Origin of the sequence: Bacillus taeanensis (assembly GCF_003318295.1) — a bacterium.
Taxonomy (GTDB): Bacteria; Bacillota; Bacilli; order Bacillales; family UBA6769; genus Maribacillus; species Maribacillus taeanensis.
On sequence record NZ_QOCW01000001.1, the window covers coordinates 251,875 to 268,345 of the forward strand.

The 16,471-nt window shown below is 37.1% G+C and carries 14 protein-coding genes and 1 other annotated feature (1 of these 15 cut by a window edge); of the genes, 10 read left to right on the forward strand and 4 right to left on the reverse strand.

Features of this window, described 5'->3' with window-relative positions:
• Positions 1 to 42: a binding site (T-box leader), on the forward strand; it begins 190 nt to the left of the window's first position.
• Positions 43 to 117: 75 nt separating this feature from the next.
• The 5 genes from leuS (at position 118) to DS031_RS01285 (ending at position 6,962) form a co-directional block, all read left to right on the forward strand.
• Positions 118 to 2,535, forward strand: a complete 2,418-nt coding sequence (gene leuS, locus DS031_RS01265; protein WP_113804110.1) for a leucine--tRNA ligase — start codon at positions 118 to 120, stop codon at positions 2,533 to 2,535.
• A 167-nt stretch (positions 2,536 to 2,702) separates the two neighbouring features.
• Complete coding sequence (locus tag DS031_RS01270; RefSeq protein WP_113804111.1) at positions 2,703 to 5,954, forward strand: efflux RND transporter permease subunit; 3,252 nt, start codon at positions 2,703 to 2,705, stop codon at positions 5,952 to 5,954.
• 96 nt (positions 5,955 to 6,050) lie between these two features.
• Entirely contained in the window at positions 6,051 to 6,359 is a 309-nt protein-coding gene (locus DS031_RS01275; RefSeq protein WP_113804112.1) for a rhodanese-like domain-containing protein, read from the forward strand.
• 16 nt (positions 6,360 to 6,375) lie between these two features.
• On the forward strand, positions 6,376 to 6,711 hold the full coding sequence (locus DS031_RS01280; RefSeq protein ID WP_113804113.1) for a hypothetical protein: 336 nt from the start codon (positions 6,376 to 6,378) through the stop codon (positions 6,709 to 6,711).
• A 65-nt stretch (positions 6,712 to 6,776) separates the two neighbouring features.
• Entirely contained in the window at positions 6,777 to 6,962 is a 186-nt protein-coding gene (locus DS031_RS01285) for a sporulation protein Cse60 (protein WP_113804114.1), read from the forward strand.
• 127 nt (positions 6,963 to 7,089) lie between these two features.
• Here the strand turns inward: DS031_RS01285 and DS031_RS01290 are convergent, their stop codons facing one another.
• The gene (locus DS031_RS01290; RefSeq protein ID WP_113804115.1) at positions 7,090 to 8,349 is read right to left on the reverse strand and encodes a BaiN/RdsA family NAD(P)/FAD-dependent oxidoreductase; all 1,260 of its coding nucleotides are present in this window, start codon (positions 8,347 to 8,349) and stop codon (positions 7,090 to 7,092) included.
• Positions 8,350 to 8,618: 269 nt separating this feature from the next.
• Between DS031_RS01290 and DS031_RS01295 the strand changes: the two genes are divergently transcribed.
• Positions 8,619 to 10,277, forward strand: coding sequence for a putative polysaccharide biosynthesis protein (locus DS031_RS01295; RefSeq protein WP_113804116.1), 1,659 nt, complete (start codon positions 8,619 to 8,621; stop codon positions 10,275 to 10,277).
• A gap of 29 nt (positions 10,278 to 10,306) precedes the next feature.
• On the opposite strand, the gene DS031_RS01300 is transcribed toward DS031_RS01295, so the two are convergent.
• Positions 10,307 to 10,519, reverse strand: coding sequence for a hypothetical protein (locus tag DS031_RS01300; RefSeq protein WP_245947156.1), 213 nt, complete (start codon positions 10,517 to 10,519; stop codon positions 10,307 to 10,309).
• 188 nt (positions 10,520 to 10,707) lie between these two features.
• On the opposite strand from DS031_RS01300, the gene DS031_RS01305 reads away from it, so the two are divergent.
• A complete protein-coding gene (locus tag DS031_RS01305) occupies positions 10,708 to 11,430 on the forward strand; it encodes a pseudouridine synthase (RefSeq protein ID WP_113804118.1) in 723 nt (240 codons plus the stop codon).
• Positions 11,431 to 11,496: 66 nt separating this feature from the next.
• Here the strand turns inward: DS031_RS01305 and DS031_RS01310 are convergent, their stop codons facing one another.
• Complete coding sequence (locus DS031_RS01310) at positions 11,497 to 11,715, reverse strand: DeoR family transcriptional regulator (protein ID WP_113804119.1); 219 nt, start codon at positions 11,713 to 11,715, stop codon at positions 11,497 to 11,499.
• A gap of 460 nt (positions 11,716 to 12,175) precedes the next feature.
• Between DS031_RS01310 and DS031_RS01315 the strand changes: the two genes are divergently transcribed.
• Entirely contained in the window at positions 12,176 to 13,195 is a 1,020-nt protein-coding gene (locus DS031_RS01315; protein WP_113804120.1) for a potassium channel family protein, read from the forward strand.
• 18 nt (positions 13,196 to 13,213) lie between these two features.
• Positions 13,214 to 14,638: a dipeptidase PepV gene (gene pepV, locus DS031_RS01320; RefSeq protein WP_113804121.1), complete on the forward strand. Its 1,425-nt coding sequence runs from the start codon at positions 13,214 to 13,216 to the stop codon at positions 14,636 to 14,638.
• Between the two features lie 125 nt (positions 14,639 to 14,763).
• Here pepV and cysK read toward each other — a convergent pair whose 3' ends face one another.
• Positions 14,764 to 15,708, reverse strand: coding sequence for a cysteine synthase A (gene cysK / locus DS031_RS01325; protein ID WP_113804122.1), 945 nt, complete (start codon positions 15,706 to 15,708; stop codon positions 14,764 to 14,766).
• 192 nt (positions 15,709 to 15,900) lie between these two features.
• Between cysK and thpR the strand changes: the two genes are divergently transcribed.
• Complete coding sequence (gene thpR, locus DS031_RS01330; protein ID WP_181832951.1) at positions 15,901 to 16,470, forward strand: RNA 2',3'-cyclic phosphodiesterase; 570 nt, start codon at positions 15,901 to 15,903, stop codon at positions 16,468 to 16,470.
• Position 16,471 lies beyond the last annotated feature (1 nt).

Sequence of the window (16,471 nt, forward strand, 5' to 3'; positions counted from 1 at the left end):
CCGCGGGAGCGTTACATGATTATGAAACCTCTCGTCCCAACTTTTGGGACGAGAGGTTTATTTTATTTTCTAAAAGCTTAAATTTTTATTGAGGTATTAATATGAGGAGGTAACACAATGGCATTTGATCATAAACAGATTGAGCAAAAATGGCAGCAATATTGGGAAGGAAATAAAACATTTAAAACAGAAGAAGACCCATCAAAACAAAAGTTTTACGCATTAGACATGTTTCCTTATCCTTCAGGAGCGGGGCTGCATGTAGGACATCCTGAAGGTTATACGGCAACAGATATTTTATCCCGCATGAAGCGTATGCAGGGTTATAATGTGCTTCATCCAATGGGGTGGGATGCATTTGGTCTTCCTGCTGAGCAGTATGCGCTTGATACTGGAAATAACCCACGTGATTTTACAAAACAAAATATTGATAACTTTCGCCGTCAAATTAAGGCGTTAGGTTTTTCATATGACTGGGATCGTGAAGTAAATACGACAGATCCCGGATACTACAAATGGACGCAATGGATTTTCTTACAGCTTTATAAAAAAGGATTAGCTTATGTTGATGAAGTGCCTGTAAACTGGTGCCCTGCACTTGGAACAGTTCTTGCTAATGAAGAAGTGATTGATGGAAAAAGTGAGCGTGGTGGTCACCCTGTTATTCGTAAACCGATGAAGCAGTGGATGCTGAAAATTACAGCATATGGAGATCGTTTGCTTGAAGATTTAGAAGAGTTAGATTGGCCTGAGAGCATTAAAGAAATGCAGCGTAACTGGATTGGCCGTTCAGAAGGTGCGGAAATTACCTTTAATATTAAGGGACAAGAAGAAACATTTACTGTCTTTACGACACGTCCTGATACATTATTCGGTGCGACATACTGTGTGCTTGCGCCGGAACATGCTCTTGTTGACAAAATTACAACAGCAGAACAACAGGAAGCTGTCGAAGCTTATAAAGAGCAGATTCAAACGAAAAGTGATTTAGAGCGAACAGAACTTTCAAAAGAAAAAACAGGTGTATTTACGGGTGCGTACGCAGTGCATCCTGTAACAGGTAAAGATGTGCCGATTTGGATTGCTGATTATGTATTAGTCACATATGGATCAGGTGCGATTATGGCAGTACCTGCTCATGATGAGCGTGACTATGAATTTGCACAAAAGTTCGGTCTTGAAATTAAAGAGGTTGTTGCCGGTGGAGATGTATTGAAAGAAGCGTATGCTGGTGACGGTGAACATGTGAATTCTGACTTTTTAAATGGATTAAATAAAGAAGAAGCCATCACAAAAATGATCTCATGGCTTGAAGAGAATGAAAAGGGAACGAAAAAAGTAACATTCCGTCTTCGTGACTGGCTGTTTAGCCGTCAGCGTTATTGGGGTGAACCGATTCCGATTATTCACCTTGAAGATGGCACAATGAAACCCGTGCCTGAAGAAGAGCTGCCGCTTGTCCTTCCGGAAGTGGATGAAATTAAGCCGTCAGGTACAGGAGAATCACCTCTTGCCATTGTGGAAGATTGGGTAAATGTGATCGATCCTGAAACTGGAATGAAAGGTCGTCGTGAAACGAATACAATGCCGCAGTGGGCAGGAAGCTGTTGGTATTATCTTCGCTACATTGATCCTCATAATGAGGAATATCTTGCAGATCCAGAAAAATTAAAAACATGGCTTCCTGTTGATATTTATATCGGTGGAGCAGAGCATGCGGTTCTTCACTTGTTATATGCTCGTTTTTGGCATAAAGTGCTTTATGATTTAGGTATTGTGCATACGAAAGAGCCTTTCCAACGCCTTTATAACCAAGGAATGATTTTAGGTGAAAATAATGAAAAAATGAGTAAGTCAAAAGGCAATGTTGTAAACCCTGATGAAATTGTTGAATCACACGGCGCGGATACGCTTCGTTTATATGAAATGTTTATGGGGCCTCTTGATGCATCAATTGCATGGTCTGAAAATGGTTTAGACGGTTCACGCCGTTTCTTAGATCGAATCTGGCGTTTATTTGTAACAGATAATGAGGAACTAAACGCTAAAATTAAAGATGAAAATGGAACAGTAGAATTTGAACGTTTGTATCACCAAACAGTGAAAAAGGTTACGGATGATTTTGAAGGTCTTCGTTTTAATGTTGGGATTTCGCAGCTTATGGTGTTTATTAATGAAGCGTATAAACAAGAAGTTCTTCCGAAATCGTTTATGGAAGGCTTTGTGAAAATGTTAGCGCCTGTCGCTCCGCATATTAGTGAGGAATTATGGAATAAACTTGGTGAAACTAACACGCTTGCCTATGCAGCATGGCCAACATTTGATGAAAGTAAGCTTGTTGAAGACGAAATTCAAATTGTTATTCAAATCAATGGAAAAGTACGCGCGAAGTTAAGCATTGCAAAAGATGCCACAAAAGAGAATATGGAAGAAATTGCTTTAAACGATGAGCGCATTAAAGAACAAATTGAAGGAAAAACGGTTCGTAAAGTCATTGCTGTACCAGGTAAACTAGTTAATATTGTGGCAAATTAATGATAAAAAGCCAGCTTCCTGTTAAGGAAGCTGGCTTTTTATTTTAGTTAAAAGTATTGTTTTTTGACAATGAAAATTAACAAAGTTCATAATGAAGATACTTACTAAAACTTTAAGTTGGAAATGTTACCATATTGCCTAAGACGAAAAAGGAGAGGAATCTAGTTATGAAGCTGAGTGATTTTTCGATTCGCCGTCCTGTTTTTACAATTGTTACGATGATTTTGTTTATGCTTCTCGGAGTCGTTTCTGTTTTAAATATTCCGTTAAAACTTATTCCAGATATTAATCCGCCGGTTGGAGCGGTCGTTGTTAACTATCAGGGTGCTAACCCAACAGAGGTTGTTGAAAAAGTAACAAAGCCGTTAGAAGAAAGTTTATCAACACTTTCTGGATTAAAATCAATTCGCTCAGTATCGCAAGAAGGCTCAAGTTTAACGATTTTAGAGTTTTCTTGGACAACATCAATTGATAATGTCCAGGATGATATTAATAATAAAATAAACCAAACACCGCTTCCGGAGGATGTCGAAAATCCAAGGTTTTTAAAGTTTGATCCTTCTCAATTTCCTGTTATTCAATTCGCTGTAAGCTCATCACAAGAAGGGCGGAAATTTCAGGAGCAAATGATTGACCTGCAGCGCGAACTTCTCCAAGTTGAGGGAATTGCGAGCGTCGATATGAACGGCGACCGTCTCGATGAGATTACTGTTCAGCTTAATCAGGAAGCATTGCAAGAAAATAAATTGTCACAAGATGATATTGTGAATGCGATTCGAAGTAACGACGTATCTATGCCAGGAGCTCCAATTACAACGGAAGAGGAAAAACTTACAACAAGAGTGATAAGTTCACTTACTTCTGTTGAAGAAATTCAAAATTTAGTGATAACAAAAAATACAAATGGAGAAGATGTTTTATTAGGTGATCTAGGTATAGTAGAAAAACGTCCAGAACAAATGGATACGATTACTCGAGTAAATCAAGAGCCTGCTGTATTAATGAATATTCTTCAGAGGTCAGATGCAAACACATCTGAAGTATCAAAGGGATTTAATGAACGAATTAGTCAACTGTTAGAAGAAAGCGATTATGAGAACCTTGAAACAGCGATTTTATTTGATCAAGGTGAGTATATTCAAGAAGCGATTGGCAATGTAACAAATGCCCTAATTCTTGGTGGACTTCTTGCCATGATTGTATTGTTTTTCTTTTTAAGAAACTTAAAAAGTCCGCTCATTATTGGGATCTCGATTCCTTTTTCAGTAATTGTAACGTTTGTGCTGATCTATTTTGCGGATTTTAGTCTTAACATTATGACACTTGGTGGATTAGCACTTGGGATTGGAATGCTTGTAGATAATTCCATTGTTGTGATTGAAAATATTTATCGTCATTTACAAATGGGGAAAGAGCCGAAAGAAGCAGCAAGTGCTGGAGCGAAGGAAATGGCAGGAGCGATTACAGCCTCCACCTTAACAACAGTAGCGGTTTTTTTACCAGTTGTTTTTATAACCGGTTTAATTGGAAATTTGTTTAAAGAGCTTGGCTTAACAATTGCATTTAGTTTATTTGCTTCATTATTTGTTGCCTTAACCGTTGTACCGATGATTGCGAGCAGAATATTAAAAGCTCCTAAAGAAAATGAAGAGAGAAAGCGTAGAGAATCACGTGTATTAACAGCAATTGAAAATTCTACGCGCTGGACGCTGCATCATCGTTTTTTAGTGTTAGCATTAACCGTTCTTCTATTAGTTGGAGGAGCATTTGGAATGACAACGGTTGGTATGCAGTTTTTACCTTCTACAGATGAAGGTTTCTTTACAATTCGTGTTGTACATGAAAATGGCACTCCTCTTAACCAAACGGAAAAGACGGTTGCAAATATTGAAACGGTTTTAGCTAATCAAGATGAGATTAAAGATTATTTCAGCTTAATTGGCGGGACACAATCTCAAGGACCTGCAAGTGCAGCAAGTGCCAATAAAGCAGAGATTTACGTATCAATGGTTGATTTAAAAGAAAGAGATCGTTCAACCCAGGAAATCGCAGCAGAAATAAAATCTGATATTAATGGAGCGGCAGGAGAAGCTGAAGTTACCTTTAGTACACAATCTTCAACAGGTACAGCCCCAGATACATTAAGTTTTGTTGTTAGTGACAATAATGAAAAACGTTTAAATGACGCTGTTACAGCGATTAGCGAGAAAGTAAAAGAATTAAACAATGTTCTTGAAATATCGAATGATCAAGAAGATACAGTTGAAGAGATACAAATTACAGTGAATCGCACGAAGGCACAGGAACAAGGCTTTGTTCCCGCTCAAATCGCAAATATTGTAAACTCAGTTATGAGAGGCGAACCGGCAGCTCAAATTACTACAGAAAGTAAAGAAGTTCTTTCGGTTAATGTTCGTTATGACGAGGAGATCACAAAAGATATTGCTGCATTAAAAGGTTTGTTGTTAAGAAAACCTGATGGCACTTATACAAAGTTAGAAGAAGTAACATCAATTGAACGGGGGACAGGTCCTGTTGCAATTAATCGTGTTGATCAAGAATCTTCAGTTGAATTTACAGTAAAATATAGCCGGCATACAAACTTAGGAGATTTATCAAAAGCGGTTGATGAAGCAATTGCTGATTTAGATTTACCAGAGGAAGTGGAAATTTCATATACAGGTGATCGTGAATTGCTAAACAGCTCTGTAGATGATTTAGGATTTGCCTTTTTATTAGCTGTTGTGTTTGTTTTCTTAGTAATGGCAGCACAGTTTGAATCTTTTAAATATCCATTTGTGATTATGTTTGCCATTCCGCTTATTTTAATTGGAGTCACACTCGCTTTAACTCTTACAAGAACGCCCTTAAGTATTACAGCAATTATTGGGCTTGTTATTCTTGTCGGAATCGTTGTAAATAATGCCATTGTATTAGTGGATTATATTAACCAGAAAAAAGCGGAAGGGTGGAAGTCATTTGATGCGATTGTTGAAGCAGTCAAAGTACGTATGAGACCGATTTTAATGACAGCGACAACAACGATTTTAGGGTTGATTCCGCTCGCAATCGGACTTGGAGAAGGTTCTGAAATTCAGCAGCCGCTAGGTATTACTGTAATAGGAGGGCTAATTAGCAGTACATTCTTAACCTTATTTATCATTCCGGTCATATACAGCTTATTTGATAAAGAAACGAGACATTTAAATAAAAAGTATATTACAACAGATGGTCAGTTAATTCCTGCCTATTTAATTGATGATTATATTGAAAAAGAATCAACAGAAAAAAATAAACCTGCTTATATTGAAAGAGAACAGAAGCAGGAGAGAAAGAGAGATCTTTCAAAAGAGGAAGTGATTGCCCTTCTTGAACAAATTATTACTATATCAAAAAAAGAGGATAAAAATGATAACTGATAATTGAAACGATTTCCTTGACTTTTTGTAAAGAAACGGTGAAAATGAGAACGAGTTAAGTGAAAAATGAGCTAGTAAAAAGGAGATGAATCTCAGATGGCAGAACATATAGATACGATTACAACAGAAGAAGTAGAAGCACTTCTTCGTGAAAATAAAACGATTTCATTAATTGATGTGCGTGAAGATGAAGAGGTAGCAGAAGGGAAAATCCCACAAGCACACCATATTCGTCTTAGTGAAATTCCAGAGCGATTAAATGAAATAGAGAAAAACGAAGAACATATTTTAATTTGTCGTTCTGGAAAAAGAAGTGAGCATGCCTGTGAATACCTGCAGCAGTTAGGTTACCAAGTGAAAAACATGGTTGGCGGCATGCTAAAATGGGAAGGCGACATTAAGTAAAGGGAGAGACTGCATCGTGAATCTTCTATGGGGAAGCCTTTTTGTTGCTGGCAGTATATATGTGTTATGGTGGTTTATTTCGCCTGCTTTTTATTTAAAGCAAATCCATCCTGATGGAATTAATGCTGAAAAATATTGTGTCATTGATATTCGCGATTATTCGTTGTCCAGCCGCACGCCGATGAGAGAGGCAGAAAACATCCCGCTTTCTTACTTAGGACGCCAAGTAAGGGAACGGAAAGTGTGTGATAAGGATGTTGTCGTGGTTGCTGAAGATCGAAATGCAGCAAGAATCGCAGCAAGAATTCTTTCTAAAAAGCAAAAAAGAAAAGTGTATTATATTACAGTTTGATAAAAAAAGATAAAGGAATCAGCATCTCCTACTGCGTATTATTTTAGGCAAAGGGAGGTGCTTTTTTGATTCGAGTAAAATTATTTGATGAAGAACATGAACAAGATCTAGAAGAAAGTGTCAATGGATTTTTATCTTCTCTTAATGATGATCAGCTAATTGATATTAAATATGAAGTGGCGGTTGGAGAAGATCTTGAAGAGGATGACAGTATTTTTTGTTTTTCTGCAATGGTTATTTATAAACGTTAAGAAAAGTGCAAGCGCCTTGTTCACCCCTGACAAGCAAATGTTCTTACGACGAAAAGGGGCTTTTTTACCTTTACGGCGTAAGGTTATTTGACTTGAAGGGGGAGGCGCTGAAGCTGGACACAGCAGTTTATGCTTCCATCGCTGCAAATTTTCCGGCAACATGACCTGTTACAAAGGCCGCTGTAATGTTGTAACCGCCTGTATAGCCGTGAATGTCTAAAATTTCGCCGCAAAAATATAAGCCGTTCATTTTTTTTGAAGCCATGCGCTTAGGGTCAATTTCTTTTGTAGAAACTCCGCCGCCTGTTACAAATGCTTTTTCAATCGATAATGTTCCGTTTACTTGAAATGTAAATGCTTTAACTGCTTGTGCGAGCTTTCGAATGTTTTCTTTTGAAAAGTTGGCATACGTAATATCGTGTGAAATGCCAGTTTGATCTAATAAAAACAATAAATAGCGCTCAGGAAGATACCCTTTTAAAACATTTTTCACCGCTTTTTTAGGCTCTTCTTTTACCAGCTTGGTTATTTCTTGAACAACCGTTTCTTCATGCTTGTCTGGAAATAAGTCAATCATCATCTGCACTTTATGATCTTTTGCCTTTTTTAACGCTTTGACAACATATTGACTGCATCTTAAGGCGGCTGGCCCGCTTATTCCAAAATGTGTAAAAATCATATCCCAGCGATGTGTTTTAATCACTTTTCCGTTTGGCTTTAATACAGAAAGGTTAATATCACGCAATGAAAGTCCCTGCAGTCGTTTTTCTTTAATGAACGTTTCATTTGAAGTAATCGGTACTTCTGTTGGATATAGTTCTGTAATTTTATGACCTGCTTTTTCCGCCCATATATAGCCATCACCAGTAGAGCCGGTATGTGGAACTGATTTTCCTCCAACCGCGACTACAACTGCTTTTGTAGGGATATTTTCACCATTTTGCAGTTCCACTGAAGCCACTTTTTCATTATCATAGTGAATCGTTTCAACAGGTGTATTTGTACGGATTGTAACATTTAATGATTTGATTTTATTAATAAGCGCATCAACTACTGATTGTGCTTTATCACTTACGGGAAACATTCTACCTCGATCTTCTTCTTTTAGTTGAATCCCTAAATTTTCGAAGTAAGAGATAATGTCTTCGTTATTAAAAACAGCAAATCCGCTGTATAAAAACTTTCCGTTGCCGGGGATAAATGTAATTAATTCATCAATCGGCATGCGGTTTGTGACGTTACATCGTCCTCCGCCAGAAATAGCTAACTTTCTCCCTAATTTATTGCCTTTATCGAGAAGAAGCACACGTGCTCCCTTTTCTGCAGCCGCTGCTGATGCCATTAAACCAGATGGCCCGCCTCCTATTACAATTACATCATAATTCATCTTTTAACCTACTTTCCAAATCATTCGAATTAAATCTATAAAAAAGATAACACGTTCTACATTTAATTGAAAGGTTGGCTGAAATGATTGTTAACGATATTGATTTACTAGAAGATTGGCCAACTAAACATGAAAGTGTTCCTTCTATCTTTGGCATAAATCAAAATCTACAGGATGTCCATAAATTAAGTTTAAGATATAGAAGTAAAGTATGATAAAATACAATACGTTCAGATTTTTAATCACTTAATTATAGGAGAGAAAACAATATGAGCGATTCACGCTTAGTGCGAGGAACATTATTATTAACTGGAGCAACAATGGCTTCAAGAATTTTAGGATTAATCTATATCTTTCCTTTTGTATGGTTAGTAGGTATTCAAGGACAAGCTCTTTATTCTTATGCGTATACACCGTATACAATTATTTTATATGTAGCAACCCTTGGTCTTCCGTTAGCAGTTTCAAAATTCGTATCAAAATATAATGAGCTTGGGGATTATCGAACAGGAAGGCGTTTGTTAAAGTCAGGTTTAATTCTTTTATCACTCACAGGTTTTTTATGTTTCTTAATTATGTACATAACGGCTCCTTTCATTGCTAATATCGTTGTCGATCCAAATGCACAAACTGGTAATGACTTTGATGATGTTGTGTTGGTCATTCGGGTTGTGAGTACAGCACTGTTAATTGTACCGATTATGAGCGTACTGCGAGGCTATTTTCAAGGTTTTCAATCAATGGGACCAACTGCCGTTTCTCAAGTCGTTGAACAGCTGTTCCGCATTGTGTTTATTTTAATAGCAAGTTTTATTATTGTAGAGGGAATGAACGGTGATCCTGCTGTTGCAGTTGCCTTTGCGACATTTGGGGCCTTTATTGGCGGAGTTGGCGGACTGCTTGTGTTAGTATGGTATTGGTTTAAACGGAGAGATAAGCTGAATAAACAGTTAGAAGAAAGTACAGTGGACCATCAAATTCCCTTAACAGCGATGTATAAAGAACTGTTTGCTTATGCCATTCCGTTTGTGCTTGTCGGACTTGCGATCCCGCTTTATATGTTAATTGATACATTTACAGTAAATAATGCCTTAAAGGCAGTTGGTTTTTCCCAAGGAGAAGCGGAAAATGTTTTTGGGACATTGCAAACAATTCATAAATTAATTATGATTCCTGTTTCATTATCAACTGCATTAGGGTTAACTTTAATTCCTACAATAACGAAAACGTTTGTTTCAGGAAATCAAACAGAACTGCAGCGTCAAATTACACAAACCTTTCAGCTTTTACTGTTTTTAACCGTTCCAGCAGCTGTTGGGTTATCGGTCCTTTCTTATCCGGCATTTGGGACAATGTTTCCGACAGAAGATATTTTAGTTGGGGGTCATTTATTAGGATGGTATGCTCCGACAGCTATACTATTTGCTTTATTTACAGCTACGGCTGCCATTCTTCAAGGAATTGATAAACAGAAATATGCTGTTCTTGCTTTATTTGCAGGTATTGTTTTAAAGATTTCTTTAAATTATTGGCTTATTAAACAATTTGCGGGTGTTGGCGCAATTATGGGAACAAATATTGGCTACGCCTTTGCGATTGTGATTAATTTATTGATTATAAAAAAATATGCCCACTATTCCTTTGTGTTTGTTGCAAAGCGTACTATTCTTATTAGTATTTTAGCTGCGGCTATGGGGATAGCTGTTTATGCAGGGGAATTTCTGCTTAACTTTATTTTTCCAAATGGATATGAAGAATCAGGTTTTATAAAAGCTGTCGTCACTCTTATAGTTGGTGTAGGCATTGGGGGAGTCGTTTACTTATTATTAAGCATTCGTACCAATCTCCTTTTTCAAATTATGGGAGAACGTGTGAGGCGGCTGCCGTTTTTAAAGAAAAAAAGGAACAAACAAAAAGAAGGTTCATAATTGGAACCTTCTTTTTATCCGCTTACTATTTAATCATCATAAGGACCATAACCAAAGCCGAGGCGGTTTTCGATTCTTCTTAAACGCCGATTTAAACGATCTAGACGACGTTCAATTCGATTAAGGCGCTGTTCAATGTTGCCATATCCATATCCTCCGCCAGGATAGCCAGGCATTCCTGGGAATCCAGGAAATCCAGGGTAACCAGGATATTGTGATTGGGAACCTTGTTGTCTGTACAATGTGATCTCTCCTATCTTTTATAACTATTATACGGTAATAGTCTATGTAAGAGAGTGTGAAGTGGGATAGTTTATTGCCTATCTTTAGTCAGGAGGTTTCTGTTCACAAATTAGGTTAAAGCTGTATAGTTTGTTTACTGAAAAAGAGTTTGTAAGGAAATAATGATAATCTATAGGTGGTGTAAAGAATGAGGTTAGATAAATGGTTAGCAAATATGGGGCTTGGAAGTCGAAAGGAAGTAAAGAAGTTATTAAAAACAGGAATGGTAAACGTAGATGGTGAAGTTAAAAAGGATGGTAAAGTGCAGGTAGATCCGTCTCAACATACGGTTACTGTAAATGGAATGGAAGTTGAATTTAAAAAACATATTTACTTAATGATGAATAAGCCTCCAGGAGTAATTTCCGCAACAGAAGATGTACAGGAAGAAACGGTTGTTGATTTATTAGAAGCAGAAGATGTAATCTTTGAACCCTTTCCTGTTGGACGTCTTGATAAAGATACAGAAGGATTATTAATTTTAACAAATGATGGACAGCTTTCCCATCAACTGCTGTCCCCAAAAAAGCATATCCCAAAGACGTATTATGCAAAAATTGCTGGAACTGTTACAGAAGATGATGTTGAAGCATTTCGTAAAGGCGTTATATTAGATGATGGATATGAAACAAAGCCTGCAGAGCTCACCATTTTGCATGCTGGTGAGCAGTCGGAAATTGAATTAATTATTACAGAAGGAAAGTTTCATCAAGTGAAGCGCATGTTTAGGGCGGTAGGAAAGCAGGTTACATATTTAAAGCGAATTAAGATGGGTGACTTAGCTTTAGATGAAGCTCTTGAGCTTGGAGAATACCGGGAATTAACAGATGGAGAAGTGGCTGTTCTTCAATCATCTGCGCCGACATTTTAAGAGGAAAAGCAAACAGAAACCACGGTGATAAAGATTACCGTGGTTTTCAACATCATGTTGAAGATCTCATGAAACTTTTACTTTTTTCTTTGTTTTGCTCCACTTGCCGCGACTTGGACTGTGTACAAGGTTGTTGTAAGCTAATATTTGTAAATCTCTTTGTACAGTTCGCTGTGTAATGCCAAATTCATCAACCAAGTCTTGTGTTGTGACGGTACCATTTTTGCTGATGTATAAATACATCGACTTAATACGAACCAGCATCCGATCAGTTGAAGGTTTCAACAAACCACTCCCTAATTAGTATCGGTCCTTCACTTATGCATCGCTTGAACAGAACTGTGAATGTTCAAGTTGCATTTTGCTTAAAAAAACTTTCACTTGCAGTATACACAAGTTTTGTTAATTATTTATGAAGCTTTTATTAAAATATTACTAAAATTATTTGAACAATTAGAAAATTTAAAGCAAATAAAAAACGAAGAACCATTTTACAGCTCTTCGTTTTACTTATAATGAATCAATTGTTTCTCTACAGGTTACATGATTTAAACGAAGAGTCGTGTATCTGTGAAATTGTGATCATTTATCAGTACACACACCCCCTCCTCATGATATTATTGTACAACAATTTTGGGAATTATGCAAAAAAGTCTGTCTTTTTGTTGAAAGTTTTTTAGGCGTGCACTCTTCTTTCCTGTTTATTCCTTTGATATGCTTAAAAAGTAAGAAAAGGAGGGATTTCATGCTGTATTTTAAGCGTATGTTTTTAAAAGTAGTAAACATGAGTAATTGGTTGTTATTTTGGTCAACCACTTCATTAATTTTTTTTAGTACATATTTTATCGCATATCTAGAACCAGAAACTTTCCCAACACTATTTGATGCGCTATGGTGGGTAATGACGACAGTTACAACGGTTGGATATGGAGATTTTTATCCTGTATCGGTAGCAGGCAGGGTATATGCAATCTTTTTATATGTAGTGGGAATCGGAGCGATTGGGGTTGTTATTGGAAAAGTTGTGGATGCATTCGGCATATGGCGAAAAAAAAGGGAGGAAGGAAAATTGGATTACAATGGCACTGGTCATATTGTCCTTATTGGTTGGTCTAAAAAAGCAAGTTATGCAGTAAAAGAAATTATGGAATCAGAAGAAGATATAGATGTAGTGATCATTGATACGCTTGAAAAAAGTCCGCTATTAACAGAGAAAATTCATTATATTCAAGGTGAAGGTTCCGATGAGAATATTTTAATGCAGGCAAATCTTAAGGAGGCGCGAGCAGTCCTTGTGTTTGCAGATGATAATATCCAAAATTCAGCATTAGCGGACGGGAAAACATTATTAATTGCTGCTGCGATTGAACGTCTATCATCAGATGTACATGTAACCGTGGAAGTATTAAAAGAAGAACATATTAAGAGTTTTGAACATGCCAATGTAGAGGAGTTTGTATTAACGCATGAAACAATCTCTCATTTAGCTGTGCGCTCTGCTCTTTCAAATGGTATTTCCTCTATTTATTCTCAATTAATGAGCCGGGGTATTGGAGATGACTTATATGAAGTAGCTGTGCGCTCTTCGTGGAGAACATATCGTGATGCTTTTAATGCTTTGTTAAGTGAAGGGGCCACACTTATATCAGATGGAAGTCAATTGAATATTAACCGTAAGTTAGATGAACCAATTTCAGACGATGCAAGATTATATGTGATTTGTAATCGGGAAACCTATCAAAGAATAAGTGAAAAAATAACATAAATAGAAAAGAGGGATTAGATGACAGATGTGAATTGGAAAGAAGAAGTCGAAAAAATAAAGGAAGAATTAATTGCGGATACGAAAGCTTTTTTGCAGATTAGAAGTGTATTAGATGAAGCGTCTATTTCTTCGGGAGCTCCTTTTGGAAAAGGGATTTCTGAAGCATTGACTACACTTCTTGAAAAAGGAGAGAAAGATGGATTTCAATCAAAAAATGTAGACGGTTATGCAGGACATCTTGAAATGGGAAATGGAGAGGAATTGATTGGTATCCTTTGTCACATCGATGTTGTACCAGAAGGGGAAGGGTGGACAAGTCCTCCTTATAGTGCTGAGGTGCGTGATGGGAAAATATTTGCAAGAGGCGCTGTTGATGATAAAGGTCCAACAGTGGCGGCCTATTATGCAATGAAAATAGTAAAAAATTTAAACCTCCCTCTCTCAAAACGAGTGCGGATGATTATCGGCACAGACGAAGAAAGCAGCTGGCGCTGTGTTAACCACTACTTTGAACGAGAAGAAATGCCAACAATGGGTTTTGCTCCAGATGCAGATTTTCCGATTATCTATGCGGAAAAAGGGATAACAGACCTTTTCCTTATTCAAGAGGAAGAGTTAGATAGTGATTCCTTAAAAAGCACTTACCATCTTCACTCTTTTAAAGCTGGCGCACGATTAAATATGGTGCCCGATTATGCTGAAGCAAAAGTTACTTGTTTCATACAGAAAGACCTACTTTCTATGAAAGAGGCTTTTGCACGTTATTTAGAAAAAAAGCAGTTAACAGGCAGGATAGTGTTTGAAGGAAACGAGATTTCAATAGAAGTGCATGGAATCTCTGCTCATGGCTCTACTCCCGAAAAAGGAAGAAATGCAGGGTTAGCATTAACTGCATTTTTGAATGAGTTTTCGTTTGATCAAAAAGCACGAATGTTTCTTTCTTTTCTAAATGATGCTTTTGTTAACAGTACAGATGGAAAGAAGGTTGGGATTGCTTGTTCTGATAATATTTCAGGTTCATTAACTGTTAATAGCGGATTAATTGATTATGATAACAAAAAAGCCGGAAGGATTGGGTTAAATCTACGCTATCCTGTTACAGCTGATTTTGAAGAAATTGTAAGCTCGCTTAACAAGTTAGCCAACAAACATTCTTTTACATTATCCATCCATGATCATATGAAGCCTCATCATGTTGCAAAGGACCATCCGTTAATTAAAATATTATCAAAGGTATATGAAGAACAAACCGGCGAAAGAGCTGAACTTATTTCTATTGGCGGCGGTACTTATGCAAGATCCCTTCATGATGGGGTTGCATTTGGTCCGTTGTTTCCTGGAAGCGAAGAAGTTGCCCATCAAAAAGATGAGTACATTAAAATTGAAGATTTATTAAAGGCGGCTGCGATTTATGCGCAAGCTATTTATGAGCTAGCAAAATAGGACTTTGTTTGCCAAAAGCCGCTTTCTCTTTGAAGGCGATTTTATTATTGCTTGAAAGAGAAGACCATGGTAGGGAATAAAAAGGATTGACTCATAGACTAATGAGTCAATCTCGGTTCTAATCATTATTTATTTTTATCACTATAATCAAATACATCGCTTGATAAATAGCGTTCACCAGAATCTGCTGTCATACAAACAACGACTTCATTTGGTGATAAGCGTTTTGCAACCTGCATTGCAGCATATACTGCAGCCCCTGAAGAAGGACCGATAAGAATGCCTTCTTTTGCTGCAAGTCCGCGCACAACATCATAAGCTTGTTCGTCTTCAATTTTAAAAATTTCATCGTACACTTTTGTGTTGAGTATATTTGGAATAAATCCAGGGCTTGTACCAACAAGCTTATGTTTACCGGGCTTTCCACCTGATAATACAGGTGAGCCAGCTGGTTCAACAACGTGAACAGTAAGGTTTTTATAGTAATTTTTTAATTCTTCACCTGTACCGGTAACAGTACCGCCTGTGCCGGCTGTAGACACAAAGGCTGAAGGTGTTTTTTTGATTTCTTTCATTGCCTCAATAATTTCCACAGCAGTTGTTTGCCTGTGGGCATCAGGATTCGCTTTATTATCAAACTGCATCGGAACAAAACTATTTGGAGTTTCTTTAGCTAACTCTTTTGCTTTTTCAATTGCACCAGGCATCTTTTGATCACTAGGTGTTAATACTACTTTTGCACCGTATGCTTTTAACAAATTAATACGTTCCTCTGTAGAGTTATCAGGCATCACAATTACTGCTTTGTAACCACGAGCAGCAGCGTTCATGGCAAGACCAATCCCTGTATTTCCAGAGGTAGGCTCAATAATGGTGGAACCTTCTTTTAGTAATCCCTTTTTTTCAGCTTCAACAATCATATTATATGCTGCACGATCTTTGACACTACGGCTGGGATTATAATATTCTAATTTTACATATACACTAGCTCCGCTTGGGTCAGGCAGTTTATTTAATTTTACAAGGGGAGTGTCCCCAATTAAGTCAGCAATATTATTTACAACACGCATTTTTTCACATCCTTTGCAGCATTCTCTTGGTCATTATAACAAATTTGATCGGAATTATTTAATTTTTGTCTTATAATATGGGGACACCTGTTTAAATAAAGTTAGTATGTTAGAAATTTTTAGAGGTTGACCAGCATTATTAAAATAAAAGCCTAGTACTAGCGATGTTGTTGGTTGGAAAGGATGAAAAGTATGAAAAAGCTAAATCCTCACTTTTTCTTAGCGGTTCCTATTTCCGGGGAAATTCGCCAATATTTGCACGATTGGACACAAGAAGTACAAAATCACTATCCATTTAAACAATGGGTTCACTTAGAAGATTATCATATTACGCTGAGCTTTCTTGGTAAAGCAAGTTTAGAGCAAATTGAAGGAATAAAGAAGGAAGTGGAAAAAACCGCTGCAAATCACCAAAGCTTTTCTCTTACAATAGATGAATTAAATATATTTGGGCGTGAGCAATCACCAAGAATTTTTTGGGTTGGAGTAGTCGAGAGTAAGCCGTTAAGAAGTTTGCAGAAGGATGTAAAAAACGTTTGTGAAAGAGAAGGTTTTTTGCTTGAGAAAAGGCCGTATAAGCCCCACATTACATTAGCAAAAAAGTGGGTTGCTGATAAGGTTTTTCCATATGCTGATGTAAAGAAAAGAATTGCAAAGAATGATGAACTAACCTGGGACGTTAAGGAGATTGTTTTATATGAAACCCACCTTGATCGTATTCCTAAATATGAGGCGGTTAAATCATTTACACTTAAAGATTAAG